The following is a 23,911-nucleotide window of genomic DNA, read 5'->3' on the forward strand; positions in this document are numbered from 1 at the left end:
GGACGCGGACGACGGGCGTTCCGTCGACGGCTCGTCCGCCGGAGCCGACGACCGCTCCGGACGCACCGCGGAGACGATGCGGATCGGCTCGGTCGGCTCGCCGCCGGACTCCGGCGCGCGCTCCGGCTCGCGGGGCTCGGAGCGCACGGGCGAGGCCGGGCGGCGCCCCTCCGGCCGCTTCACTCCCGTCGCCCCCTTCGGTCCGCAGCGGTCATCGACCGACCGCGGCGTCCTCGCTCGCTCCGAGCGACTCGAGCAGCTGCGGGATGATGCGGTAGACGTCGCCGCAGCCCAGGGTGATGACGAAGTCGCCCTCCCGTGCGATGCGGGCCGTCTGCTCCGCGGCCTCCTGCCAGTCGGCGAGGAAGGACACGCGCGACGGGTCCGCGAACTTCCCGCTCACGAGCGCGCCGGTGACGCCGGGCTCCGGGTCCTCGCGGGCTCCGTAGACGTCGAGCACGATCGTCTCGTCGGCGTAGCGCTCGAGCGTCTCGGCGAACTCCTTCGCGAAGAGGCGGGTCCTGCTGTAGAGGTGCGGCTGGTGCACCGCGATGATGCGCCCCTCCCCCACGACGGTCCGTGCGGCCGACAGCGCGGCCGCGACCTCGGTGGGGTGGTGGGCGTAGTCGTCGTAGACGCTGACGCCGCGGACCGCGCCGTGCAGCTCGAACCGGCGCTCGGTCCCTCCGAAGGCCGACACGGCCTCGAGCGAGGCGGCGGGATCGAAACCGAGGCCCACGAGCACGGCGAAGGCGCCGGCCGCGTTGACGGCGTTGTGGCGGCCGGGGATGCGCAGGCGGGCGGAGTAGCGGCGTCCCTCGAACTCGACGGTGAACCCCACCGGGCCCACCAGCTCGAGGTCGACGACCCGCACGTCGGCGCCCTCCGCCTCGCCGAAGGTGAGGACGCGCTTGCCCTCGAGCTTCTCGGAGACCGCGACCGCTCCCGGGTCGTCGGAGGAGATGACGACGAGCTCGCCGGCGTTCGAGGCGAACGTGACGAACGCGTCCTCGAAGGCCTGCAGCGAGCCGTAGTGGTCGAGGTGGTCGGGGTCGACGTTGGTGATCAGGGTCACGGCCGTGTCGTAGAGCAGGAAGCTGCCGTCGGACTCGTCGGCCTCCACGACGAACAGGTCGCTCGACCCGGCCGCGGAGGAGGTGCCCAGGCTCTCGATGATGCCGCCGTTCACGAAGCTCGGATCGGCGTCGAGGCCCAGCAGGCCGGTGACGATCATGCCGGTCGAGGTGGTCTTGCCGTGCGCGCCGGCCACCGCGACGAGGCGGTGCCCGCGGACGAGCCAGGCGAGCGCCTGCGAGCGGTGCAGGACGGGCAGGCCCCGCTCCTTCGCGAGGACGTACTCGGGGTTGTCCGGCCAGAGGGCGGAGGTGACGACCACGGCCTCGGCGTCGCCCAGGTTCTGCGCGTCGTGCCCGATGGCGACCGGGATGCCGAGCTCGCGGAGCTGCTCGATGGGGTGCGACTCGCGCACGTCCGATCCGGTGACCCGGTGGCCGGCGTGGTGGAACAGGCGCGCGATGCCGCTCATGCCCGATCCGCCGATGCCGATGAAGTGCACCGATCCGAGTTCGTCGGGGACGGTGATGCCGAGGTCGGGCTTGATCACGGAGGTCTCGCTTTCGGGTCTTCGGCGGCCAGGGATCACCGCGGCGAGGAGGCCGCGGCGTGGCGCCGGATCAGTGTAGACGGTGCTGCGGGAGCGCTCGGGGACCCGCGCCCGGGGGTGTCATCGGGCTGCTGCGAGAGCCGAGTCGACGAGGTCGACGAGCCGCTGGGACCCGTCGCGGACGCCGGCCGTGGCGGCACGGCGGCCCATCGCCTCGAGCCGGGCCGCGTCCTGCAGCAGCGGGACGAGACCGCTCTGCACCCAGTCGGGGAGGAACGCGGCGTCCTCGACCAGGAGCGCTCCCCCCGCCTCGACGACGCCCCGGGCGTTGAACCGCTGCTCGCCGTTGCCGACGGGGTAGGGGACGTAGACCGCGGGCAGTCCGAGCGCGCTCAGCTCGCTGACGGTCGCGGCCCCGGCCCGGGAGACGGCGACGTCGGCGGCCGACAGGGCGAGGTCCATGCGGTCGCAGTACGGCAGCAGGTGGTAGCCGGGGAGTCCAGGATCCGGGATCTCGGCGCGGTCGCCGGTGATGTGCAGGATCTGCACGCCGGTCGCGAGGATCTCCGCAGCGGACGCGTGCACCGTCGCGTTGATCCTCCTGGCCCCGAGGGACCCTCCCGTCACGAGCAGGGTGCGGCGGCCTGCGTCCAGCCCGAGCGCCGCGATCGCCTCCTCGCGCCGGGCGGAGCGGTCGAGCTCCGCGATCTCGCGGCGCAGCGGCATGCCGACGGTGCGCGCGTGCGGCAGCGGGGTGCCCTCGAACGCGACGCCGACGAACCGCGTGCCGCGCGCGCCCAGGCGGTTCGCGAGCCCGGGCCGCGCGTTCGCCTCGTGCACCACGTACGGGACGCCGGCGCGACGGGCGGCCAGGTAGGCGGGAGCCGCCGCGTAGCCGCCGTAGCCGACCACGGCGTCGATCCGGCGGTCGCGGATCGTCCGCACGACGCCGCCGATCGCGGCCGTGAGGGCACCGGGGAAGCGCAGGGCCGCGGCGTCGGGCCGCCTCGGGAAGGGCAGTCTCGGGATCACGGACAGCTCGTAGCCGCGCAACGGCACGAGGCGGGCCTCGAGCCCCTCGGCGGTGCCGAGCACCAGGACCTCGGCGGCCGAGTCGCGCGCTCGGATCTCGTCGGCGGTCGCGAGCAGCGGATTCACGTGGCCGGCGGTACCGCCGCCGGCGAGCAGGTAGCGGGTCACTTCGCAGCGGCCTTCCTGGAGCGGCGGGGCGCACCGAGGTGCGGCATGCCGGTCGTCTGGTTGCGGGAGAACGAGAGCACGACCCCGATGGCGAGCAGCGAGCTGACCAGGGCGGTGCCTCCGGAGGAGATGAGAGGGAGCGGGACGCCCAGGACCGGGAGGACCCCGAGCACCACTCCGATGTTCACGAACGCCTGGCCGATCAGCCACACCATGACGGCCGCCGTCGTGACGCGCACGAAGGGGTCGGTCGCGGCGTGGATGATCCGGAAGAAGGCGACGGAGAGGACCACGAACAGCGCCAGCACGACGACCGCCCCGATCAGGCCGAGCTCCTCCCCGATGATCGCGAAGATGTAGTCGTTGTCGGCCGCGGGGAGCCACGACCACTTCGCCTTGGAGTTCCCGAGCCCGACGCCGAACACTCCCCCGGAGGCCATCGCCCACGTGCCGTGCAGCGGCTGCCAGCAGGAGGTCTCGTACTGCCCGGGTCCCGAGCAGTCGCCGAGGAAGGAGAAGATGCGCGTGCGGCGGTTCTCGGTCGAGATCGCGAAGAGGACGGCTCCGGCCGCGCCGATGAGCACGAGCGGCGTGAGCACCCGCATCGGCATCCCGGCGTAGAACAGCGCGGCGAGCACGATGCCCGCCATGATCACGACCGTTCCGAGGTCTCCTCCCGCGAGCACCAGCCCGATCGCCGATCCGGCCACGAGCAGGACGGGCACCAGCGCGCTCTTCCACTCCGTCACCGCGCGGAAGCGCCGGGCGAGCAGCAGGCCGAGCCAGAGGGCGAGGCCGAGCTTGAGGATCTCGGAGGGCTGCATCGTGAAGGCGCCCAGTCGCAGCCAGTTCCTGTTGCCGCCGACCGACCACCCCAGCGGGGAGACGAGGACGAGGATCTGCAGGACGCAGCCGGCGCCGAGCAGCCACGGCGTCGAGCGCTTCAGCAGCGCGAGGGGGATGCGCGAGACGAGGAGCATCAGCGGGATGCCGGCCAGCGCGAAGATGCCCTGCCGGAGGAACCCGCCGAACGAGTCGGCGCTCGACCGGAACGACGTGACGGAGGAGGAGGAGAGGACCATCGTCAGCCCGAACAGCACCAGGAACAGCGTGGTGCCGAACAGAAGGTAGAAGTTCGGCGACTCGGAGGCGAAGACCTTCGTCAGGACGACTCGCGCGGTGCGTGCGCCGCCCCGCTCCTTCGCGGGCCTGCCGCTCGAGGACTTCGCGCCCTGCTGACCCCGGCCGGGCTCAGTGCGGGAGCGGCCCGTCGTCGGAGCGGTCATCGGCCCCTCCTCCCAGATACGTCTCGACGGCCGCGGCGAACGAGCGGCCCCGCGCCGCGTAGTCGCGGAACTGGTCCATGGACGCTGCGGCGGGTGCGAGCAGGACGACGTCGCCCGCCAGGGCGAGCACCGCGGCGGCCTCGACGGCCGTCTGCATCACCGCCCCAGTGTCATCCGGGACCACCTCGGTGACGGGGAGTTCGGGCGCGTGTCGCCGGAATGCCTCGAGGACCGCGACGCGGTCGGCTCCGATCACCACGGCGCCGCGCAGGCGCTCGACGTGCGCGGCGACGAGGGCGTCGACGTCCACGCCCTTGAGCAGGCCGCCGACCAGCCAGACGACCGACGGGTACGCGCGGAGCGACGCGTCGGCGGCGTGCGGATTGGTGGCCTTCGAGTCGTCGATCCAGGTCACTCCCGAGCGCTCGGCGACGACCTGGATGCGGTGCGCGTCGAGTTCGAAGACCGCCAGGGCGCGGCGGATCGCGCCCGGCTCGATACCGCAGGCCCGCGACAGCGCGGCGGCGGCGAGGACGTTCTGCACGATGTGCGGGGCCGCGAGGTGGCGGGCGGCGAGCTCGTCGACCGTCGCGATCTCGATCGCGCTGCTGTGCCGGTCCTCCAGGAACGCGCGGTCGCAGAGGATCCCGTCGACGATGCCGAAGTCGCTGGGCCCGGGCACGCCGAGCCCGAAGCCGATCGCGCGAGCGCCCTCGACGACCTCGGCGTCGACCACCATCTGCTCGGTGGCGGCGTCGGCCCGGTTGTAGACGCAGGCCACCCGCGTGTTCGTGTAGACCTTGGCCTTCGCGTCGCGGTACGCCTCGAACGAGCCGTGCCAGTCGAGGTGGTCCTCGGCGATGTTGAGGCAGGTGGACGCGATCGGCTCGATCGCGCCGAGGTAGTGCAGCTGGTAGCTCGAGAGCTCGACGACGAGCACGTCGAAGCCCTGCGGATCGCGCACCGCGTCGAGGACGGGGACGCCGATGTTCCCGCAGGGCGCCGCGCGGAGCCCTCCGGCGACGAGCATGGTCGCGGTGAGCTGGACCGTCGTGGTCTTGCCGTTGGTCCCGGTGACGAGCACCCAGTCGGCCGGGGTGCCGTCGGGGCGCACGACCTTGTCGCGCACGCGCCAGGCGAGCTCGACGTCGCCCCACAGGGCGGTCCCTCTCGAGCCGGTCCACTCGAGGATCGGATGCGTCGGCCGGAAGCCGGGCGAGACGATCACGAGCTCCGGATCGAACGCGACGAGCTCCTCGGGCACCGCGTCGAGGCTCTCGGCGCGGTGGAGGCGGGCGCCGATCACCTCGAGCAGGCGCTCGCGCTCCTCGTCCGCGCGGTCGGCGAGCACGAGGACCTCCGCACCGAGCTCGGTCAGGGTGTCGGCGACGGAGAAGCCCGTCACTCCGAGCCCCAGGACCGCGACGCGGAGACCGCGCCAGTCGGAATGCCAGCTGCGGAGGGAGTCGAGCCGGTCGGCGCGTGCGGAGTCGGTCATGCCAGTGAGAGCCATTCGAGGTAGAAGAGCCCGACGCCGGCGGCCACGAGGATGCCGGCGATGATCCAGAAGCGGACCACGACGGTGATCTCGGCCCACCCCTTGAGCTCGAAGTGGTGGTGGAGCGGGCTCATCAGGAAGATGCGCTTGCCCCGGGTCAGCTTGAAGTAGATCCGCTGCACGATCACCGATCCGGTGACGATCACGAAGAGGCCGCCGATGAGGATCACGAGCAGCTCGGTGCGGGTCAGGATCGCCAGCGCGGCGAGGGCGCCGCCCAGGCCCAGCGACCCGGTGTCGCCCATGAAGATCTGCGCCGGGGAGGTGTTCCACCAGAGGAAGCCGACGAGGGCTCCGGAGATGGCCGCCGCGATGATCGCGAGGTCGAACGGATCGCTCACCGTGTAGCACTTGTCGGCCACCTCGGGGTTGAGCTGGGCGTCGAAGCACCACTGGTTGGACTGCCAGAAGCCGATGATGACGTAGGAGCCGATGGCGAGGATCGAGGAGCCCGTCGCGAGACCGTCGAGTCCGTCGGCCACGTTCACGCCGTTCGAGGTGCTCGTGACGATGATGCAGATCCAGAGCACGAACAGCCCGATGCCGATCCAGCCGAGCGAGGCGAAGTCGAACGGCAGGTCCCGGATGAAGGAGATCGACGTCGACGCGGGGGTCAGCCCGTTCTGGTCGCGGACCATGATCGCGATCACCGCGAAGCCGGCCGCGACGATCACCTGCCCGGCGATCTTCGCCCAGCCGCCGAGCCCCAGGCTCCGCTGGTTGCGGGTCTTGAGGAAGTCGTCGAGGAAGCCGACGAGGCCCAGGCCCACCATCATGAACAGCACGAGCAGCGCCGACGGCGCCACGGCGCGATTGCCGAACAGCATGCCGAGGAAGTAGCCCGCCACGGTCGCGATGATGATGACGATGCCGCCCATCGTGGCGGTGCCGTGCTTGACGTGGTGGGACTTCGGTCCGTCCTCGCGGATGAACTGGCCCCACTGCAGCCGGTGGAAGAGACGGATGAACAGGGGCGTCAGCAGGAGGGTGAACGCGCCCGAGAAGGCGCCCGCCAGAAGGAGTGCTCTCATCGGTGTCGCTCTCCCAGTCGGTCGCCGAGGAATCGCAGCCCGGCGGAGTTCGAGGACTTCACCAGGACGGTGTCGCCGCTTCTCAGGTAGCCCTCGAGGAACGTGTACGCGTCGTCCGCGCTGTCGACGAAGACGGACTCGCCGCTCCACGACCCTTCGCGCTCGGCCGCGATGTGGATGCGGCGCGCCCGGGCGCCCACGACCACGATCTGCGAGAGGTTGAGGCGGACGGCGTGCAGGCCGATGCGGTCGTGCTCCTCGTCGGCCCACTCCCCCAGCTCGCTCATCTCGCCCAGGACCGCGACCGTGCGGCCCCCGGGCCTCGCGATCTGCGCCAGGGTGCGCAGCGCCGCGGCGGTGGAGTCGGGGCTCGCGTTGTAGGCGTCGTTGACGACCACGACGTCGGATCCGCCCAGAACCTGCATCCGCCAGCGCTCGGCGAGCGTGACGGTCGACAGCGCCTCGACGATCGCCGGCAGCGGGACGCCGACCGAGAGGGCGGCGGCGGTCGCGGCCAGCGCGTTCATGACGTGGTGCTCGCCCAGCACGCGCAGCAGCAGCTCGGCGCGGCCGGCCTCGCGGCCCTCGCCCTCGCGCACGACGATCGTGAACCGGGTGCCCTCCGCGGAGGGCTCGACGTCGACGGCGCGCACGTCGGCCCGCTCGCCGCGGCCGAACCAGAGCACGCGCGCGGCCGTGCGATCGGCCATCGTGGCCACTCGTCCGTCGTCGGAGTTGAGCACCGCGACGTCGTCGGCGGTGAGATCGGCGACCATCTCGGTCTTCGCTTCGAGGGTGCGCTCGATGCCGCCGAACTCGCCGGCGTGCGCGAGACCGACCGCGAGGACGACCCCGACGTCCGGCTTCGCCATGCGGACCAGGCGCCGGATCTCGCCGACGGCGCTGGCGCCCATCTCGGCGACCAGGAACCGCGTCGACTCCGACACCTGCAGCATCGTGATCGGCGCACCGACCTCGTTGTTGAACGAGCCGCGCGGGGCGACGGTCTCGCCGACGCGCTCGAGGATCGTGCGGAGGAGGTTCTTCGTCGTCGTCTTGCCGTTGGATCCGGTCACTCCGACGACGGTCAGGCCGCCGAGTGCGCGGACGCGCCGGACGACCTCCGTCGCGAGGGCTCCGAGCGCCTGCACGGAGTCGTCGACGAGCACCTGCGGCACGTCGAGGTCGAGCGGGCGCTCCACGATCAGGAGGGCCGCGCCGTTCTGCACGGCGGCGGGCGCGAACAGGTGCCCGTCGGTGTGCTCGCCGCGCTTGGCGACGAAGATCCCGCCGGGGCGGATCTCGCGGGAGTCGGTCTCGGTGGCGCCGTCGACGAGCGTCGAGGCCGTGGAGGAGGGTCCGGCGAGGTGCAGGCGTCCGGAGACGGCGTCGGCGACCTCGGTGAGGGTCAGGGCGATCATCTAGAGCCAGCCCGCCTCACGCAGTGCCAGACGGACGTCGTCCCTGGCCGAATACGGCATGTGCACTCCTGCAACCTCCTGGTAGTCCTCGTGGCCGGGTCCGGCGTAGAGGATCGAGTCCCCCTCGCGCGCGAGCGCGACGGCGGCGCGCACGGCGGCGCGCGGGTCGGGGATCTCGTGGATCTCCCGGTCGGGCGATGCGTCCCTCGCCGCGCGGAGGAGGACGTCGCGGATCGCGGCGGGGTCCTCCCAGCGGGGGTGGAAATCGGTGACGACGACGACATCGGACAGCCGGGCGGCGATCGCGCCCATGTCGGCGCGCTTGGTCGGGTCGCGGTCGCCGTCGGCCCCGAACACCATGATCAGCCGGCCGGGCGTGAGCGCCCGCAGCGCCTCGAGCGCGTTCTGGAACGCATCGGGGGTGTGGCCGTAGTCGACGTAGACGCGCGGTCCGCGCTCGCCCGAGACGCGCTCCGCGCGCCCCGGGATGTACACGTCGAGGCTGCCCTCCTCGAGGGCGTGCGCGATCGCTCCGAGGTCGAAGCCGGACTCGACCAGCATCACGATCGCGAGCGCGGCGTTCGCCGCCATGTACCAGCCGATGAGCGGCACGGTCACCTCGACCGCGCGGTGCTCCGGCCCGTCGAGCCGGAAGGTCGTGCGCTCCGCCGTGCCCTCGACGACGGTCATCGTCCAGTCCGCCGGCACGCCGGGGGCGACTCCGACCACCTGCGAGCTCGCGAGGGTCGTGACGGGGATGCGCGTGCGCTCCGCCAGCTCGCGGCCCCACGTGCTGTCGACGGTCACGACGCCCCGGCGTGCGCGGTCGGGCTCGAAGAGATCGGCCTTGGCCTCGAAGTAGTGGGCCATGTCGGAGTAGTCGTCGAGGTGGTCGTGGCTGAGGTTCGTGAAGCCCACGACGTCGAAGACGACGCCGTCGATGCGGTGCCGGGTGAGCGCCTGGGCGGAGACCTCGATCGACACGGCGCGGACGGCGGACTCGCGCATCCTGGCCAGGAGCGCGTGCAGCTCGCTCGCCTCCGGGGTGGTCAGAGAGCTCGGGACGGCGACGTCGCCGATGCGGCGCTCGGCCGTCGAGCTCAGTCCGGACACCACTCCCAGGCGGCGCAGGAGGGCGTCGAGCAGGTAGACCACGCTCGTCTTGCCGTTCGTGCCCGTGACGCCGAAGAGGGTCGGGACGTCCTCGCGGGTGCGGTGGATCCAGGAGGCGACGTCGCCGAGGGCGGCGCGCGGGTCGGGGGTCACGAGGAGGGGCAGTCCGCTCCCGGCCGCGAGGGCCGCCCCCTCGGGATCGGTCAGCACGGCCACGGCCCCGGAGGCGGCGGCGTCGGAGGCGAACGCGGCGCCGTGCGCACTCCGGCCGGCCACGCCGACGTAGAGGTCCCCCGACTCGACCTGACGCGAGTCGAGCGTCACACCGCTCACCTCGACGCCCTCGGTCCCCGGCACGGAGCCGAGGGAGAACTCGGACACCAGCTGCGACAGCGACCGCGGGACCGGATGCTCGGGTCGGAGCGAGGACTGCGGGCGAGTGACGTGCAAAGCCCGCTCTTTCTCTCGTGGTGGTGCGATCACCACGTCGTGGGGTAGTTCACGGCGGGGACCGTCGACGGCTCCACCCGGTTGGTCTTCAGCACCTGGGTCATGACCTGCTGGAAGACGGGGGCGGTCGCCTGGGACGTGTTCATCTTAACCGGATCGGCGATGGTGACCGTCACGACGTACTTCGGGTCCTCCGCCGGAGCGAGCCCCGCGAGGGAGACGGTGTAGCTCGACGAGTAGCCGCCGTTGCCGTCCGGCTGCTGCGCGGTGCCGGTCTTGGTCGCGATGTTGTAGCCGTCGACGTGGATGTAGTCCGCCAGCCAGCCGTCGGTGTAGTGGGTCTGCAGCATGTCGACCACGTCGTGGGCGGCACCGGCCGAGACGACCTGCGTGCCCGTGGCGTCCGGGACGTCGACGAGGTCCCCGTCGGCCGTCGTGCAGCCCTCCACCAGCTGAGCCGGGAGGCGCACGCCGTCGTTCCCGAGGGTCTGGTAGATGCCGGCGACCTGGACCGCCGTGGCCGAGACCCCCTGGCCGAACATGGTCGTGTAGTTGGTCTGGCCGTCCCAGTCCTGGTAGTCGCTGAGCAGGCCGCCGGACTCGCCCGGGTACCCGACCGCGGTCGGCGCATCGAGCCCGAACTTCAGCAGGTAGTCGTAGCGCTGCTGCGCCGACAGCTTCGAGCCGATGGTCGCGATGCCCACGTTCGACGAGTCCTTGAGGATCCCGGTGAGGGTGTAGTTCGTCGGGGTGTGCGCGAAGTCGTCGCTGAAGGAGACGCCGTTCTTCTCGAACGTGTCGGGCGTCACGACGTGGGTCGTCGGCGTCGCGAGGCCCTGGTCGATCAGCATCGCGGCGGTCATGGGCTTGAACGTCGATCCGGGCTCGAACGGGCTCTGGAACGCGCGGGATCCGCGATCGTCCGGGTCGCTGGCGGCGACGTCGTTCGGGTCGACGGTCGGCGTCTCGGCCACCGTCAGCAGCTTGCCGGTCTCGACCTCCTGGACCACGACGATCCCGTAGCTGCCGCCGACCTCGGCCACGCGCTGCGACAGCACCTGCTGCGCGTAGTACTGCAGATCGGAGTCGATCGTCAGCTGCACCTGCCCGCCGTCGACTGCCGGGGTCTCGGCCACCGTGCTGCCCGGGATCCGGACGTAGTCGGCGCTGCGCTCGAAGCTCTCGGAGCCGTTCCTGCCGGCGAGGCAGGCGTTCTCGGTGTACTCCACGCCCTCCTGCGCCGCGCCGTCCGCGCCGACGTAGCCGATCAGGTTGCCGGCGACCGCGCCGTTGGGATAGGTCCGCCCCTGCTGCGTCTCGTAGTAGAGCCACGGGATGTCGAGGGCGACCAGCTTCTGGTAGGCCTCGAGGTCCAGGCCCTCGGCCAGCACGAGGTAGTTGGCCTTCGCGTTCTCCGCGAGCTCGGCGTCGACGAGGCCCGTCACCTGCTCCACGGTCTGGCCGGTGATCGCTCCGATCTCGGCGGCGGCCTGCTCGACGCTGACCATGACCTCCTGCCCGTCGGGCATCTCGCGGAGGAACTCGCCGACGTTGCGCGGCGAGGTGGTCAGCCGGTAGCGGGTCGTCGTGTCCGCGAGAACGGCTCCGGCGCGATCCACGATCGCGCCGCGGGTCCCGAACGTCACGCTGCTGCTCGACTGGCTCTCGGCGGCGGCGTCCGTCAGCTCGTTCGCCCGGACGATCTGGATGTCGACGAGCTTGCCGACGAACAGGCCCACGATCGCCGCGATGACGAGGAACGTGACGGCGGTGCGGCGTCGGCTGGAGCGGTTCTGTCTCACTGCGGCGGTGTCCTTCTGCGTCCGGGCGGGGTGGAGCCGTTCGTCGTGTGCTGGTCGGAGCGGCCGGAGGCCGGACCGGTCAGTGCGTGATCGGGGCGGGCAGCTCGCCCTGCAACGGTACGGCCGAGGCCGCTCCCGCCGCGGACGACGCGCTCGCTGCGGCCGGAGCCGCGGCGGCTCCGGCGGGGAGGATCAGTGCGTTCGGCACGAGCGCGGCGGCGCCCGCGGTGCCGACCTCGCTGGCGGCCGCGGAAGAAGGGTCGCCCAGCACCGCGCCGTCCGACAGGCGCAGGTACACGGGAGCCGTGTTCGCGACCATGCCCAGACCCTGCGCGGCGGTCGCCAGGTTCTGCGGCGAGCTCAGCGCGTCGACCGTGTCCTGCTTCTCGGCGTTGCTGCGGGTGAGGGTCTTCTGCTCGGTCTGCAGCGCCGCGATCTGGTAGGCGCCCTGCGACAGGCCCACGCTCACGAGGAGCTGCACCACGATGATCGCGAACAGGCCCGCGACGGCGACGATCCCGTAGACGAGCTTCGGACGCGGCGCGCTCGCGGGGGCCGGGACCGCCTCGATGCGGGGCCTCTCGGACGGCTCGCCCGGACGCGCCGGGCGGGTGTGCTCGATGACGACGGGGTCGATGACGGCGGTGGCGCTCACGCGGTCCTCCTGATCCTCTCGGCCGCGCGCAGACGCACGGGTGTTGCTCGGGGGTTTCGGGCCTTCTCCTCGTCGGACGCCAGTTCGGCGCCCCTGATGACGAGACGGAACTCGGGTCGGTGCTCGGGCAGCTCCATGGGCAGCCCCGCGGGCGCCGTCGAGGAGGACGCGGCCTGGAGGGCGCGCTTGACGATGCGGTCCTCGAGCGACTGGTACGCCTCCACGACGATCCGGCCGCCGACGGCCACGCGGTCCAGAGCGGCGGGGATCGCGCGCTCGAGGACCGAGAGCTCCTGGTTGACCTCGATGCGCAGCGCCTGGAAGACGCGCTTGGCCGGGTGGCCGTTGCGCTGGATCGCGACCGGCGTCGCGGCCTGGATGATCTCGACCAGCCGGCCGGAGCGCACGATCGGCGCCTCGCGCCGGGCCTCGACGATGCGCTTCGCGTAGCGCTGGGCGAGGCGCTCCTCGCCGTACTCGTGGAAGATGCGCCGGAGGGCGCCCTCGTCGTACTCCGCCAGGATCGTCTCGGCCGTGAGCGGCGCCGTGGCGTCCATCCGCATGTCCAGCGGCGCGTCCTTGGAGTAGGAGAAGCCGCGCTCGGTCTCGTCGAGCTGCAGCGAGGACACGCCGAGGTCGAAGAGGGCCCCGTCGATCTCGTCGATGCCGAGCTCGTCGAGCACCTCGGGCAGCTCGTCGTAGACGGCGTGCACGAGGTCGATCCGCGAGGAGTGGGCCGACAGCCGCTCCCCCGCCAGCGCGAGCGCCTCGGGATCGCGGTCGAGGCCGATGAGGTGCAGACCGGGGAAGCGCTCCAGGAGGGCGAGCGAGTGCCCGCCCATGCCCAGGGTCGCGTCGACCAGCACGGCGCCGTCGCGCTCGATCGCCGGAGCGAGGAGCTCGACGCAGCGCTCGAGGAGCACCGGGAGGTGGCGCTCCTCGGTCGGGCGCACCTGCTTCTTCTCGGAGTCGTCTGCCATGGCGGTCCCGCCGTCCTGTTCCTGCTGCCCGATCCCCATCCATCTCACGACCGGACACCGGGGAAGGTGCGTCCGGGCGCCGAGTGGCTGGGAGTCGCGCGGCAGGAGCTAGAACAGTCCGGGGATCACCTCCTCCTGGGTGTCGGAGAAGACGGACTCCTGCTCGGTCAGGTACGCGTCCCAGGCGTCCTGCGCCCAGATCTCGGCCCGGTTGCCCGCGCCGATGACGGTGAGGTCGCGGTCCAGGCCCGCGTAGGCGCGCAGCGGCGCCGGCAGCGTGACCCGGTTCTGCTTGTCGGGGGTCTCGGCGCTCGCGCCCGAGAGGAACACGCGGAGGAAGTCGCGGGCCTGCTTGCTGGTGACCGGCGCCTGGCGGATCTTCTCGTGCATCGTCTCGAACTCGCTCTGGCTGAAGACGTAGAGGCACCGCTCCTGCCCGCGCGTGACGACGACTCCGGAGGAGAGCTCGTCGCGGAACTTGGCGGGGAGGATCACGCGGCCCTTCTCGTCGAGCTTGGGGGAATAGGTGCCGAGGAACACGGACGTACCCCCACTTCTTCCGGCCCGGATGGTGTGTCCTCCACAGTACTCCACTTCACCCCACCCACAACCCCGCGGCGCGCGGCAGCGTGCCCGATTCTCCCCGGTCATCCGCGGGATTCCGCGGCGAGGGGCGGGTGGAGAGGAGTGGAGGGCCGTCGCGCTCCGGAGGCGGTCCCGGGCATGAAAAAAGGGCCGATCCGTGAGGATCGACCCTGTGGGTGGTGCGGAGTGGTGTCAGCCGCGGCCGTCGCCCCTGTTGTCCCACCGGTCGTTCAGACGGTCCATGAAGGACGAGTTCTGCCGCGCTCCGGTGGAGCGGGGCTTCGCGGGACGGGCGGCGCCGGGCAGGCCGGGCTCCTCGACCCCGCCGACGGCGGGGCGCATGGCGACGACGACTCCGGCGAGCATGACGGCGAAGCCGCCGACGCCGACGAGCGGGACCTGGACGATGACGCCGGTCACCAGGATCGCGAGACCGAGGAGGGAGAGGAGGATGCCGAGCACGAGGGCCCGGTAGTTGGTGCCGCCGCGCCCCTTGCTGACCGCCGCCACGAAGTCGGCGTCGTTCTGATAGAGGTTGCGCTCCATCTCGTCGAGGAGCCGTTGCTCGTGTTCCGAAAGCGGCATCTTGACCCCTTCAAGGGTGCGGCGCCGGTCCTCTCGGGAGCGACGCCAGGTTGGCGACACGGTGTGGTCGACCGGGCGGGTGGCGCTTCAGTGTAGACCGAGCCCGGCACAGGCGCCAGGAGGCGCCGGTGCATAGGCTGGTCGGGTGAACAACAGCACTCGTCTGGTCGATCGCGTCCAGTTCCGAATCGATGAATTCCTCGCCGGGCGCACGCCAATTCTGCGCTCCATAGGAGAGGACGTCTCCGCCCTCGGCGACCTTTCGCGGGACTTTCTCAGCGGGGGCAAGAGGTTCCGCGCGCGCTTCTGCGAGGCCGGCTGGACGGCCGTCTCGGCGGTCCCCAGCGAGGCCCATCCGAGCGGCTCCGACCCCGTCGCGCGCGTCGGCGCCGGCCTCGAGCTGTTCCACGCGGCGGCCCTCGTCCACGACGACGTCATCGACAACTCCGACACCCGTCGAGGTGCGCCCTCGGCGCACCGGCGCTTCACCGGGATGCACTCGGCCGGCGGCTGGGCGGGCTCCGGCGACGAGTTCGGCCGCTCCTCCGCGATCCTGCTCGGCGACCTGCTCCTCGTGTGGTCGGACGAGATCTTCGCCGACGCCGAGTGGGCGCTCGAGGACCGCGCCGGCGCGGCCCGCGCGCGCACCGAGTTCAACCTGATGCGCACCGAGGTCACCCTCGGCCAGTACCTCGATATCCTCGAGGAGAGCGCGTGGGCCGGCCACGACGAGCAGGAGCACCTCGCCCGGGCCGAGCGCGTCGTCGTCTACAAGAGCGCGAAGTACAGCATCGAGGCGCCGCTCGCGATCGGGGGGTCTCTCGGCGGAGGGGACGACGACCAGATCGACGCACTGCGTCGGTTCGGGCTCCCGCTGGGAATCGCGTTCCAGCTGCGCGACGACGTCCTCGGCGTGTTCGGCGATCCCGCCCTCACCGGCAAGCCCGCCGGCGACGACCTGCGCGAGGGCAAGCGGACGATGCTCCTCGGCCTCGCGCGCGCCGGCTCGTCGGACTCGGCGCGCGAGGCGCTCGACGCCGTCGTGGGTCGCAGCGACGCGACGCGGACGACATCGTCCGCGCGCAGACCATCGTCGCCGAGAGCGGGGCGCTGGACCGGCTCGAGGAGCGGATCGGGCGGGACGTCGAGACCGCGCTGGCGGTGCTGCCCGGCTCGCCGCTGCGCGAGGAGGGCCTCGCCGAGCTGCGCGAGCTCGCGGCGAGGGTCAGCGTCCGGACGGCCTGAGCCGGGTGGCGCGCACCGCCGCCGTCGAGAGGATCAGGCCAGAGCCTGCGCCACGCGGCGCACCTCGGCCTTGCGGCCGGCGTGCAGGGCGAGGACCGGGCTCGTGCCCAGGCTCTCCTCGTCGGCGAGCAGCCACTCCACCGCCTCGTCGTCGGTGAACCCGGAGTCGGACAGCAGGATCGCCGTGCCGCGGATCTCGGACATCGGCTCCCCGTCGCGGAGGAACACGGACGGCACGACGAGCTTCCCGTCGCGCCGCGTGGCGAGCAGGTGGCGCTCCTCGAGCATCCTGCGGATGCGGCTGACGCCGAGGCCGGTGCGCTCGACGAGGTCGGGAACGGTCAGCCACTCGATCTCGGAGGCGGTCGAGGACGGGGCGGGGGCTGACGAGTCGGTCACCCCTCAAGAGTGCCACGGCCGGGCTCGCGCCTCCAAGCACGCCGGTCCGGGTGATGCGGGGCGCGGCTCCCGCGTTGCACACGGGTTCGCCGAACGGTCTTGCCTAGACTCGTCGCGTGACCACCAGCCAGCTCGACCCCCTCCTCGGCCGTCTCGTCGACGGCCGCTACGAGGTGCGCTCGAGGATCGCCCGCGGAGGCATGGCCACGGTCTACCTCGCGACCGATCAGCGCCTCGAGCGGCGCGTGGCGATCAAGGTGATGCACGGGCACCTGTCCGACGACGCCACCTTCAAGAACCGCTTCGTCCAGGAGGCGCGGTCCGCCGCCCGTCTGGCCCACCCCAACGTCGTCAGCGTCTTCGACCAGGGGCAGGACTCGGACATGGCGTACCTCGTCATGGAGTACCTGCCGGGGATCACCCTGCGGGACCTGCTCAAGGAGCGCGGTCGGCTGACCGCCCAGCAGGTCGTCGACATCATGCACTCGGTCCTGTCGGGTCTCGCGGCCGCGCACCGCGCCGGGATCCTGCACCGCGACCTCAAGCCCGAGAACGTGCTGCTGGCCGACGACGGCCGGATCAAGATCGGCGACTTCGGACTCGCCCGGGCCGCCTCGGCGAACACCGCCTCGGGGCAGGCGCTCCTGGGCACGATCGCCTACCTCTCCCCCGAGCTCGTCACCCGCGGCACCGCCGACACCCGCAGCGACATCTACGCCATCGGCATCATGATCTACGAGATGCTGACCGGCGAGCAGCCCTTCACCGGCGAGCAGCCGATGCAGATCGCCTACCAGCACGCCAACGACTCGGTGCCGTACCCGAGCGCGAAGGTCGCCTCGGTCCCCACGTCGCTCGACGAGCTGGTGCTCTGGGCCACCGAGCGCGATCCGGACATGCGTCCGCGCGACGCCGGAGTGATGCTCGCGCAGCTGCTCGAGGCCGAGCGGCTGATGGGGATCACGCCCACGGACCGCCGGGTCGCCGACACGCAGGCCGTCACGCCGCTGCCCGACACGGCCCCGCCGCCGGCGGCCGAGGCGCTGTTCGATCCGGCGACGCCCGGTCAGACGACCGTCCTCGACGAGACGGGCGGCGAGGCCGAGGTCGTCGACGACGACGACGAGACCGCGGTGGCGAGGCTGGCCGCGAAGCGGAAGGTCCGCCGCCGACGGGGCGTGCTCCTGGTCGTCGCCGTGATCCTCCTCGCCCTCCTCGGCGGCGGCACCGCCTACTGGTTCGGCGAGGGCCCCGGAGCGCTGCGCACCATCCCGAGCGTCGTCGGCCTCCCGCAGGACGACGCCGTGGAGCTGCTCGAGTCCAGCGGGCTGCGGGCGGAGCAGGAGCAGGCGCCCGATCTGACCGTCCCTCCGGGCACGGTGATGAGTTCGGACCCGGCGCCGGACCAGGCGATCCACAAGGACTCGGTGGTGACGCTCGTGGTCTCGAGCGGCCCCCGGCAGCTCGACGTGCCGGCCCTCGCCGGCCTCACGGAGGAGGAGGCGGCCGCGGCGATCACCGGAGCCCCGTTCGCCGTGGGCGAGACGACCCGCGTGTTCGACGGGGACGTCGAGGAGGGCCGGGTGATCTCGGCCGCCCTTCCCGACGGCTCGCCGCTCCCGACCGTCCTGGCCGAGCAGTCGACGATCGCCCTGACCGTCAGCCTCGGGTCGATCCCGAACGTCGTCGGGATGACCGTCGAGGAGGCGACCGCGGCGGCGAAGGACGCCGGCCTCGCCCTCGACCGCAACGGCGAGGATTGGAGCGACACCGTGCCCGCCGGGGTCGTCCTCATCCAGGCGAACCCGGAGGCTCCGGCCACCACCGGCGGCACGATCTCGGTCGTCGTCTCGAAGGGTCCGGAGCCGGTCGCCGTGCCGAACGTCGTCGGCCTGACCCGCGACGAGGCGAAGGCCGCCCTCGACGCGGTCGACCTGACCTGGAGCTACTCCCTCTCGACACTCGGCGCGCTGATCGACGCCGCCCCGAACGAGATCACGAGGGTCACCGCTCAGTCGGACCCCGCCGGCGAGGCCGTGCAGCGCGGCACGTCGATCCAGCTGTCGATCACCATCACGACGTGATCACTGTGCGATGGGGTCCTCGCCCCCATCGCCGCGGTCGGCTCCCGCACGGGTCGCGTTCCGCAGAGCGGGTCGCGACCGGCTAGCGCGGTTCGCTCGCACGCGATCCACCCGTTCGCCTCGAGGAGGGGGACGATTCGGATGGCTGGGCACAGCGGACTCGGACCCCTGGTGATCGAGCAGCCCTCGCAGAGGGCGTATCGAGATCCACGATCTCCAGAAGGGCCGGTCTCGATACGCCGCTGCGCAGCTACTCGACCAGCAGGCTTCTGGTGATCGAGTAGCCCTCGGAGAGGGCGTATCGAGATCCACGACTTCCAGAAGTGCCGGTCTCGATAGGCCGCTGCGCGACTGCTCGACCAGCAGAAGCTCGCTGATCGAGTAGTGCGCGCAGCGGGAGTATCGAGATCCACGGCCTCCGGGAGGAGGACCGCCTCGCCGAGGTGGCGCTCAGACGGCGGAGCCGCGGAGCTCCTCCGCCACGAGGAAGGCGAGCTCGAGGGACTGCATGTGGTTGAGGCGGGGGTCGCAGACCGACTCGTAGCGGGTCGCGAGGGTGGCCTCGTCGATCTGCTCCGAGCCGCCCAGGCACTCGGTGACGTCGTCACCGGTGAGCTCCACGTGGATGCCGCCCGGGTGGGTCCCCGCCGCGCGGTGCGCCTCGAAGAAGCCCTTCACCTCGTCGACCACGTCGTCGAAGCGACGGGTCTTGTAGCCGGTGGGCGTCGTCAGGCCGTTGCCGTGCATCGGGTCGGTGACCCAGAGCGGCAGGGCGTCGCTCGACTTGACGGCCTCCAGCAGGGGCGGCAGGGCGTCGCGGATCTTCCCGGCTCCCATGCGCGTGATGAAGGTGAGGCGACCGGGCTCGCGATCCGGGTCGAGCTTGTCGATCAGCTCGAGCATCGTCTCGGGGCTCGTCGAGGGGCCGAGCTTCACGCCGATCGGGTTGCGCACGCGCGACAGGAAGTCGACGTGGGCGCCGTCGAGCTCACGGGTGCGCTCGCCGATCCAGATGAAGTGGCTGGACGTGTTGTACGGAGTGCCGGTACGCGAGTCGATCCGCGTCATCGGGCGCTCGTAGTCCATCAGCAGGCCCTCGTGACCCGTGTAGAACTCGGTGCGCTTCATGCCCTCGAAGTCGGCTCCGCACGCGACCATGAACTTGACGGCGCGGTCGATCTCGCGCGCGAGCTGCTCGTAGCGCTGGTTCTGCGGGTTCTCGGTGAAGCCCTTGTTCCAGTAGTGCACGAGGCGCAGATCGGCGAAGCCGCCCTGCGTGAAGGCCCGGATGAGGTTCAGGGTCGAGGCGGCCGTGTGGTAACCCTGCACGATCCTGCGCGGGTCGGCGGTGCGCGACTCCGGAGTGAAGTCGTAGCCGTTGACGATGTCGCCGCGGTAGGCGGGCAGCGTGACGTCGCCGCGGGTCTCGAGATCGCTCGAGCGGGGCTTGGCGAACTGACCGGCCATGCGGCCCATCTTGATGACCGGCATGCTCGCGCCGTAGGTCAGCACGACCGCCATCTGCAGCACCGTCTTGACGCGGTTGCGGATCTGGTCGGCCGTGGCGCCGGCGAAGGTCTCGGCGCAGTCGCCGCCCTGGAGCAGGAACGCCTCGCCTCGCGCCGCGGCGCCGAGGCGCTCGCGGAGCTGGTCGACCTCGCCCGCGAAGACCAGCGGGGGCAGCGCGGCGACCTCGGCGGACGCGGCGCGGACCGCCTCGGCGTCCGGCCACTGCGGCTGCTGCTTGATCTCGAGCTCGCGCCAATAGTCCAGGCCGGCGACCACGGAGGGGGCGGCGAGGACGTACGGTTCGTTCGGATCGATGACCACGGGAGTTCCTGGTTCTGACGGGCGCCCGGAGGCGCGCGAGCGGGTGCCGCCCGGTCGGACGGCAGCGGTTGACGAGCTTATCGCCTCGCGGGACGCCTCCGAGGAGGAGGCCTCCGCGCACAGCCGGCGGTCAGCGGACCAGCGCGGCGCGCTTCTCCTTGACCGACGTCGCGTAGACGTCGAGGTACTCCTGGCCGCTCAGGGCGAGGAGCTCGTACATGATCTCGTCGGTGATCGAGCGGAGGATGAAGCGGTCGCCCTCCATGCCCTCGAAGCGGCTGAAGTCGAGCGGCTCGCCGAAGACGATGCCGATCCGGCCGAGCTTGGGGAGGCGGCTGCCGATCGGCATGATGCGCGCCGTGTCGACCATCGCGACGGGGACGACGGGCACGCGCGCCTCGAGGACCATCCGCGCGACGCCGGTGCGTCCGCGGTACATCCGGCCGTCGGGGCTGCGGGTGCCCTCGGGATAGATGCCGAGCGCCTCCCCGCGGGCGAGGACCCGGAGCCCGGTGTTGAGGGACGCCTCGGACGCCTTGCCGCCGGAGCGGTCGATCGGCAGCATCCCGGTGGCGGTGAAGAAGAGCCGGGTGGCCCAGCCCTTCAGCCCCTTGCCGGTGAAGTAGTCGCTCTTCGCGAGGAAGACCATGTTGCGGTCGATCACGAGCGGCAGGAACACCGAGTCGATGAACGAGAGGTGGTTGCTCGCGAGGATCACTCCGCCGGTCTGCGGCACCCGGTCGGCGTTCACGACCCACGGACGGAAGATCGTCTTCAGGAGCGGTCCCGCCACGATGTGCTTCATGAACCAGTAGAACATCGTGCGGCTCCTCAGCGAGTGCAGGGTCGGGGGTGGGGCGGGCGGAGCGTGATCAGAGCGAGTTCGCGTGCAGGCGGGCGAGGTCCGCCGCGCCGACGACCCCGGCGTCGTTCACGAGCTCCGCGATGCGGAACTCCGGCTCGGGGTGGTAGCCCCGCGCCGGCAGGTTGTCGAGGTAGGCCTGCCGGATGGGGTCCAGAAGCAGGTCGCCCGCCTGCGCCACTCCCCCGCCGATCACGAAGAGCTGCGGGTCGAGGACCGCGCTCAGGCTGGCCGCCGCCTCGCCCAGCCAGTGGCCGAGCTGGCGCAGCGCCGCGAGCGCGCCGAGATCGCCCGAGACGATGAGGTCCGAGATGATGTGGCCGTTCAGCTCGCCGCCGTTGCGGCTGCGGGCGTCCGCGATGCCCTGGCCGATCCCGCCGGCGTCCGCCAGCTCGCCCGCGAAGCGCTGCAGGGCGCGCCCGGAGCCGTACTGCTCGATGCAGCCGCGGGCACCGCAGCCGCACGGCAGACCGCCGGGGACGACGCGCATGTGCCCGACCTCCGCAGCGGCGCCGAAGCCGCCGCGCAGCAGCCGGTCGTTGATGACGATCGCTCCGCCGACGCCGGTGCCGATGGTGAGCATGACCATGTCGCTGACGAGGCGGCCGGAGCCGTAGCGGAACTCGGCCCAGCCGGCGGCGTTCGCGTCGTTCTCGATGATGATCGGCAGGTCGATGCGCGCCGAGAGCTTCTCGCGGAAGGGCTCGTTGCGCCAGTTGATGTTGGGGGCGTAGTAGACGATCGATTGCGAGGCGTCGATGAAGCCGGCGGCGGCCACTCCGACGGCGGCGACGTCGCCGGGCTCGAGGCCCTCGCGCAGGCGCCCGACCATCTCGACGACGACGTCGACGATGAGCTCGGGGTGCCCCGCGGGAGTCGGCTGGCGGTCCTCGCGGAGGATCGCGCCGAACTCGTCGACCAGCGCCCCAGCGATCTTCGTGCCGCCGATGTCGATCCCGATCGCGTGCACGCGAACCGCCTTCCCTCCGCCGTCGGCGCGTCCGCGCCGGTGGAGCCGCCTGCTCCGGCGACGGGATCGAGTGTAGTGACCGCGGACAGCGCGAAGGCTCAGGCGGGCCGGGCGCGGGAGGGACCGCACCGCGTCCACCGGCCGGATCGTTACTCTGAACGGATCCACAGCTTCGATCCCGCCGATAGAGTGGGCTCGACGTTCGTTCAGGTGCCGAAGGAGTTGCCGTGGAACAGTTCGATTCACCCGCCGTGGTGGCCGCCGATCCGCAGGCGAACACCGCCGATCTGCTGCTCGACAGGGTCCGCGAGACCCCCGATCGCGTGCTCTTCGCCGTGCCCGAGGGCGGAGGCTGGCGCGACGTCACCGCGCAGGAGTTCCTGGACCAGGTCACGGCCCTCGCGAAGGGCCTCGTCGCCGCCGGCATCGAGCCCGGCGAGAAGATCGGGCTGATCTGCAAGACCCGGTACGAGTGGACGCTGATCGACTTCGCCGTCTGGTTCGCCGGCGCGATCCTGGTCCCGGTCTACGAGACCTCCTCCCCCGCCCAGGTGCAGTGGAATCTGACGGACTCCGGCGCGCACGCCGTGATCGTCGAGACCGCCGACCACTTCGCGCGGCTCGACGAGATCCGCGCCGACGTGCCGGACGTCCGCGCCGCCTGGCAGATCGGGCTCGGCGACCTCGACAAGCTCGCCGCGCGCGGCGTGGACGTGCCGGACGCCGAGATCGAGCGCCGCCGCTCGCTCGCCACGGGATCCGACATCGCCACCATCATCTACACGTCGGGATCGACCGGTCGGCCCAAGGGCTGCATCATCCGGCACTCGAACTTCGTCGAGCTCAGCCGCAACTCGGCCGTCGCCCTCACGGAGCTCATCCACCAGCCGGGCGCCTCGACCTTGCTCTTCATCACCACGGCGCACGTGTTCGCCCGCTTCATCTCGGTGCTCTGCGTGCACGGAGGGGTGAAGGTCGGCCACCAGGCCGACACGAAGCAGCTCCTCCCCTCGCTCGCCTCGTTCAAGCCGACGTTCCTGCTCGCAGTGCCCCGCGTGTTCGAGAAGGTCTACAACTCGGCCGAGCAGAAGGCCGAGGCCGGGGGGAAGGGCAAGATCTTCCGCCGGGCAGCGGAGGTCGCGGTCGCGCACTCCGTCGCCGCCGAGGCCGGATCGGTGCCCCTGGCCCTCAAGCTGCAGTACCTCCTCTTCGACCGCCTGGTCTACTCGAAGCTGCGGGCGGCGATGGGCGGCAACGTGAAGTACGCCGTCTCGGGCTCGGCGCCGCTCGGCGACCGGCTCGGGCACTTCTTCCACAGCCTCGGCATCAAGATCCTCGAGGGCTACGGGCTGACCGAGACGACCGCGCCCGCGAGCGTGAACCGCACCGAGCTGTTCAAGATCGGCACCGTGGGCCCGGCGATGCCGGGGGCGTCGATCCGGATCGCGGCGGACGGCGAGATCCAGGTGCGCGGCATCTGCGTCTTCGGCGGGTACTGGAACAACGAGCAGGCCACGGCGGAGTCGTTCGACGGCGAGTGGTTCCGCACCGGGGACCTCGGGTCGCTCGACGAGGACGGCTACCTGCGCGTCACCGGCCGCAAGAAGGAGATCATCGTCACGGCCGGCGGCAAGAACGTCGCGCCGGCGGCGCTGGAGGACCCGATCCGCGCGAATCCGCTGGTCGGCCAGGTCGTCGTCGTCGGGGATCAGCGGCCGTTCATCGCCGCCCTGGTGACGCTCGACAGCGAGATGCTGCCGACGTGGCTGGGCAACAACGGGCAGGATCCGACGCTCTCCCTCGACGACGCGGCGGTCAACCCCGCGGTGCTCGCCGAGATCCAGCGTGCGGTGGACCACGCCAACGCGTCGGTGTCGCGCGCGGAGTCGATCCGCAAGTTCGTGATCCTGCCGACCGAGTTCACCGAGGCGAGCGGCCACCTGACGCCCAAGATGAGCATCAAGCGCGCCGTGATCCTCTCGGACTACGCCGACACGATCTCCGCGCTGTACTCCGCCGCCCCGGCCACGGAGGGCATCAGCCTCCGCTGAGCTGCGGTGCCGTCCCGATGCTCGGGCGGCTGCGGTTCTGAGTTCGACGAGTGGTCGGACGCAGAACCGCAGCTCGGAGTGCCCGTCAGCGACGATGGTGGCTGAGCCCCACTCCTGGCCGAGGTTCTGCGCGCAGGGCCCCCGCACAGCGACGTGGATCTCGATACGCCCGCTCCGCGG

The 23,911-nt window shown here is 71.7% G+C and carries 19 protein-coding genes and 1 pseudogene; 3 read left to right on the forward strand and 17 right to left on the reverse strand.

The genetic code is table 11. The features are described 5' to 3' along the window. The 13 genes from B0T42_RS21415 to B0T42_RS12615 all read right to left on the reverse strand — a co-directional run. A partial coding sequence (locus B0T42_RS21415) for a hypothetical protein (RefSeq protein WP_236720266.1) occupies positions 1-183 on the reverse strand: 183 nt, incomplete at its 3' end. 28 nt (positions 184-211) lie between these two features. Beyond that, the gene (gene murC / locus B0T42_RS12560) at positions 212-1,624 is read right to left on the reverse strand and encodes a UDP-N-acetylmuramate--L-alanine ligase (RefSeq protein ID WP_077223448.1); all 1,413 of its coding nucleotides are present in this window, start codon (positions 1,622-1,624) and stop codon (positions 212-214) included. Between the two features lie 120 nt (positions 1,625-1,744). Further along, entirely contained in the window at positions 1,745-2,824 is a 1,080-nt protein-coding gene (locus tag B0T42_RS12565) for a UDP-N-acetylglucosamine--N-acetylmuramyl-(pentapeptide) pyrophosphoryl-undecaprenol N-acetylglucosamine transferase (protein ID WP_077223449.1), read from the reverse strand. Continuing rightward, complete coding sequence (gene ftsW / locus B0T42_RS12570) at positions 2,821-4,110, reverse strand: putative lipid II flippase FtsW (RefSeq protein WP_077223450.1); 1,290 nt, start codon at positions 4,108-4,110, stop codon at positions 2,821-2,823. The genes B0T42_RS12565 and ftsW overlap by 4 nt, the downstream gene beginning before the upstream one ends. Further along, the gene (murD, locus tag B0T42_RS12575; RefSeq protein WP_077223451.1) at positions 4,076-5,608 is read right to left on the reverse strand and encodes a UDP-N-acetylmuramoyl-L-alanine--D-glutamate ligase; all 1,533 of its coding nucleotides are present in this window, start codon (positions 5,606-5,608) and stop codon (positions 4,076-4,078) included. Before murD ends, ftsW begins: the two co-directional genes overlap by 35 nt. Further along, the gene (gene mraY, locus B0T42_RS12580) at positions 5,605-6,699 is read right to left on the reverse strand and encodes a phospho-N-acetylmuramoyl-pentapeptide-transferase (RefSeq protein ID WP_056867275.1); all 1,095 of its coding nucleotides are present in this window, start codon (positions 6,697-6,699) and stop codon (positions 5,605-5,607) included. Before mraY ends, murD begins: the two co-directional genes overlap by 4 nt. Then, positions 6,696-8,120, reverse strand: a complete 1,425-nt coding sequence (locus B0T42_RS12585) for a UDP-N-acetylmuramoyl-tripeptide--D-alanyl-D-alanine ligase (protein ID WP_077223452.1) — start codon at positions 8,118-8,120, stop codon at positions 6,696-6,698. The genes mraY and B0T42_RS12585 overlap by 4 nt, the downstream gene beginning before the upstream one ends. Continuing rightward, positions 8,121-9,683: a Mur ligase family protein gene (locus tag B0T42_RS12590; protein WP_077223453.1), complete on the reverse strand. Its 1,563-nt coding sequence runs from the start codon at positions 9,681-9,683 to the stop codon at positions 8,121-8,123. Positions 9,684-9,712: 29 nt separating this feature from the next. Continuing rightward, a complete protein-coding gene (locus B0T42_RS12595; RefSeq protein ID WP_077223454.1) occupies positions 9,713-11,485 on the reverse strand; it encodes a peptidoglycan D,D-transpeptidase FtsI family protein in 1,773 nt (590 codons plus the stop codon). Positions 11,486-11,564: 79 nt separating this feature from the next. Further along, positions 11,565-12,140 carry a cell division protein FtsL gene (gene ftsL, locus B0T42_RS12600; RefSeq protein WP_077223455.1) on the reverse strand — a complete coding sequence of 192 codons (576 nt, stop codon included), beginning with the start codon at positions 12,138-12,140 and terminating at the stop codon, positions 11,565-11,567. After that, positions 12,137-13,120, reverse strand: coding sequence for a 16S rRNA (cytosine(1402)-N(4))-methyltransferase RsmH (rsmH, locus tag B0T42_RS12605; RefSeq protein WP_077223456.1), 984 nt, complete (start codon positions 13,118-13,120; stop codon positions 12,137-12,139). The genes ftsL and rsmH overlap by 4 nt, the downstream gene beginning before the upstream one ends. A 108-nt stretch (positions 13,121-13,228) precedes the next feature. Next, on the reverse strand, positions 13,229-13,660 hold the full coding sequence (gene mraZ / locus B0T42_RS12610; RefSeq protein WP_055794943.1) for a division/cell wall cluster transcriptional repressor MraZ: 432 nt from the start codon (positions 13,658-13,660) through the stop codon (positions 13,229-13,231). Between the two features lie 237 nt (positions 13,661-13,897). After that, positions 13,898-14,290, reverse strand: a complete 393-nt coding sequence (locus B0T42_RS12615) for a DUF3040 domain-containing protein (protein ID WP_077223457.1) — start codon at positions 14,288-14,290, stop codon at positions 13,898-13,900. A 145-nt stretch (positions 14,291-14,435) separates the two neighbouring features. Between B0T42_RS12615 and B0T42_RS12620 the strand changes: the two are divergent. Next, a pseudogene (locus B0T42_RS12620) lies at positions 14,436-15,290 on the forward strand (polyprenyl synthetase family protein); the annotation flags it as partial. Between the two features lie 278 nt (positions 15,291-15,568). Here the strand turns inward: B0T42_RS12620 and B0T42_RS12625 are convergent. Further along, a complete protein-coding gene (locus tag B0T42_RS12625; protein ID WP_236720267.1) occupies positions 15,569-15,934 on the reverse strand; it encodes an Rv2175c family DNA-binding protein in 366 nt (121 codons plus the stop codon). A gap of 116 nt (positions 15,935-16,050) precedes the next feature. On the opposite strand from B0T42_RS12625, the gene pknB reads away from it, so the two are divergent. Next, positions 16,051-18,018 (forward strand): Stk1 family PASTA domain-containing Ser/Thr kinase, encoded by a 1,968-nt coding sequence (pknB, locus tag B0T42_RS12630; protein ID WP_077223458.1) that lies wholly within the window; start codon positions 16,051-16,053, stop codon positions 18,016-18,018. 450 nt (positions 18,019-18,468) lie between these two features. Here the strand turns inward: pknB and B0T42_RS12635 are convergent, their stop codons facing one another. From B0T42_RS12635 to B0T42_RS12645, 3 genes are all read right to left on the reverse strand, one after another. After that, positions 18,469-19,803 carry a class II 3-deoxy-7-phosphoheptulonate synthase gene (locus tag B0T42_RS12635; RefSeq protein WP_056867542.1) on the reverse strand — a complete coding sequence of 445 codons (1,335 nt, stop codon included), beginning with the start codon at positions 19,801-19,803 and terminating at the stop codon, positions 18,469-18,471. Between the two features lie 175 nt (positions 19,804-19,978). Then, a complete protein-coding gene (locus B0T42_RS12640; RefSeq protein WP_055794930.1) occupies positions 19,979-20,668 on the reverse strand; it encodes a lysophospholipid acyltransferase family protein in 690 nt (229 codons plus the stop codon). A 52-nt stretch (positions 20,669-20,720) separates the two neighbouring features. After that, a complete protein-coding gene (locus B0T42_RS12645) occupies positions 20,721-21,680 on the reverse strand; it encodes an ROK family glucokinase (RefSeq protein ID WP_077223459.1) in 960 nt (319 codons plus the stop codon). Positions 21,681-21,907: 227 nt separating this feature from the next. Here B0T42_RS12645 and B0T42_RS12650 point away from each other — a divergent pair, with 227 nt between their 5' ends. Then, a complete protein-coding gene (locus tag B0T42_RS12650; RefSeq protein ID WP_077223460.1) occupies positions 21,908-23,731 on the forward strand; it encodes an AMP-dependent synthetase/ligase in 1,824 nt (607 codons plus the stop codon). The last annotated feature ends 180 nt before the right edge of the window (positions 23,732-23,911 follow it).

The sequence above is a fragment of the Rathayibacter rhapontici genome, from assembly GCF_001995175.1.
In the GTDB taxonomy this organism is placed as follows: Bacteria; Actinomycetota; Actinomycetes; order Actinomycetales; family Microbacteriaceae; genus Rathayibacter.

What these genes read in the sequence shown, in the direction of transcription:
- ftsW (WP_077223450.1), bottom strand. Translation starts at nt 4,110, where the DNA reads ATGACCGCTCCGACGACGGGCCGCTCCCGCACTGAGCCCGGCCGGGGT.
- murD (WP_077223451.1), bottom strand. Translation starts at nt 5,608, where the DNA reads ATGACCGACTCCGCACGCGCCGACCGGCTCGACTCCCTCCGCAGCTGG.
- mraY (WP_056867275.1), bottom strand. Translation starts at nt 6,699, where the DNA reads ATGAGAGCACTCCTTCTGGCGGGCGCCTTCTCGGGCGCGTTCACCCTC.
- B0T42_RS12585 (WP_077223452.1), bottom strand. Translation starts at nt 8,120, where the DNA reads ATGATCGCCCTGACCCTCACCGAGGTCGCCGACGCCGTCTCCGGACGC.
- rsmH (WP_077223456.1), bottom strand. Translation starts at nt 13,120, where the DNA reads ATGGCAGACGACTCCGAGAAGAAGCAGGTGCGCCCGACCGAGGAGCGC.
- B0T42_RS12615 (WP_077223457.1), bottom strand. Translation starts at nt 14,290, where the DNA reads ATGCCGCTTTCGGAACACGAGCAACGGCTCCTCGACGAGATGGAGCGC.
- B0T42_RS12640 (WP_055794930.1), bottom strand. Translation starts at nt 20,668, where the DNA reads ATGTTCTACTGGTTCATGAAGCACATCGTGGCGGGACCGCTCCTGAAG.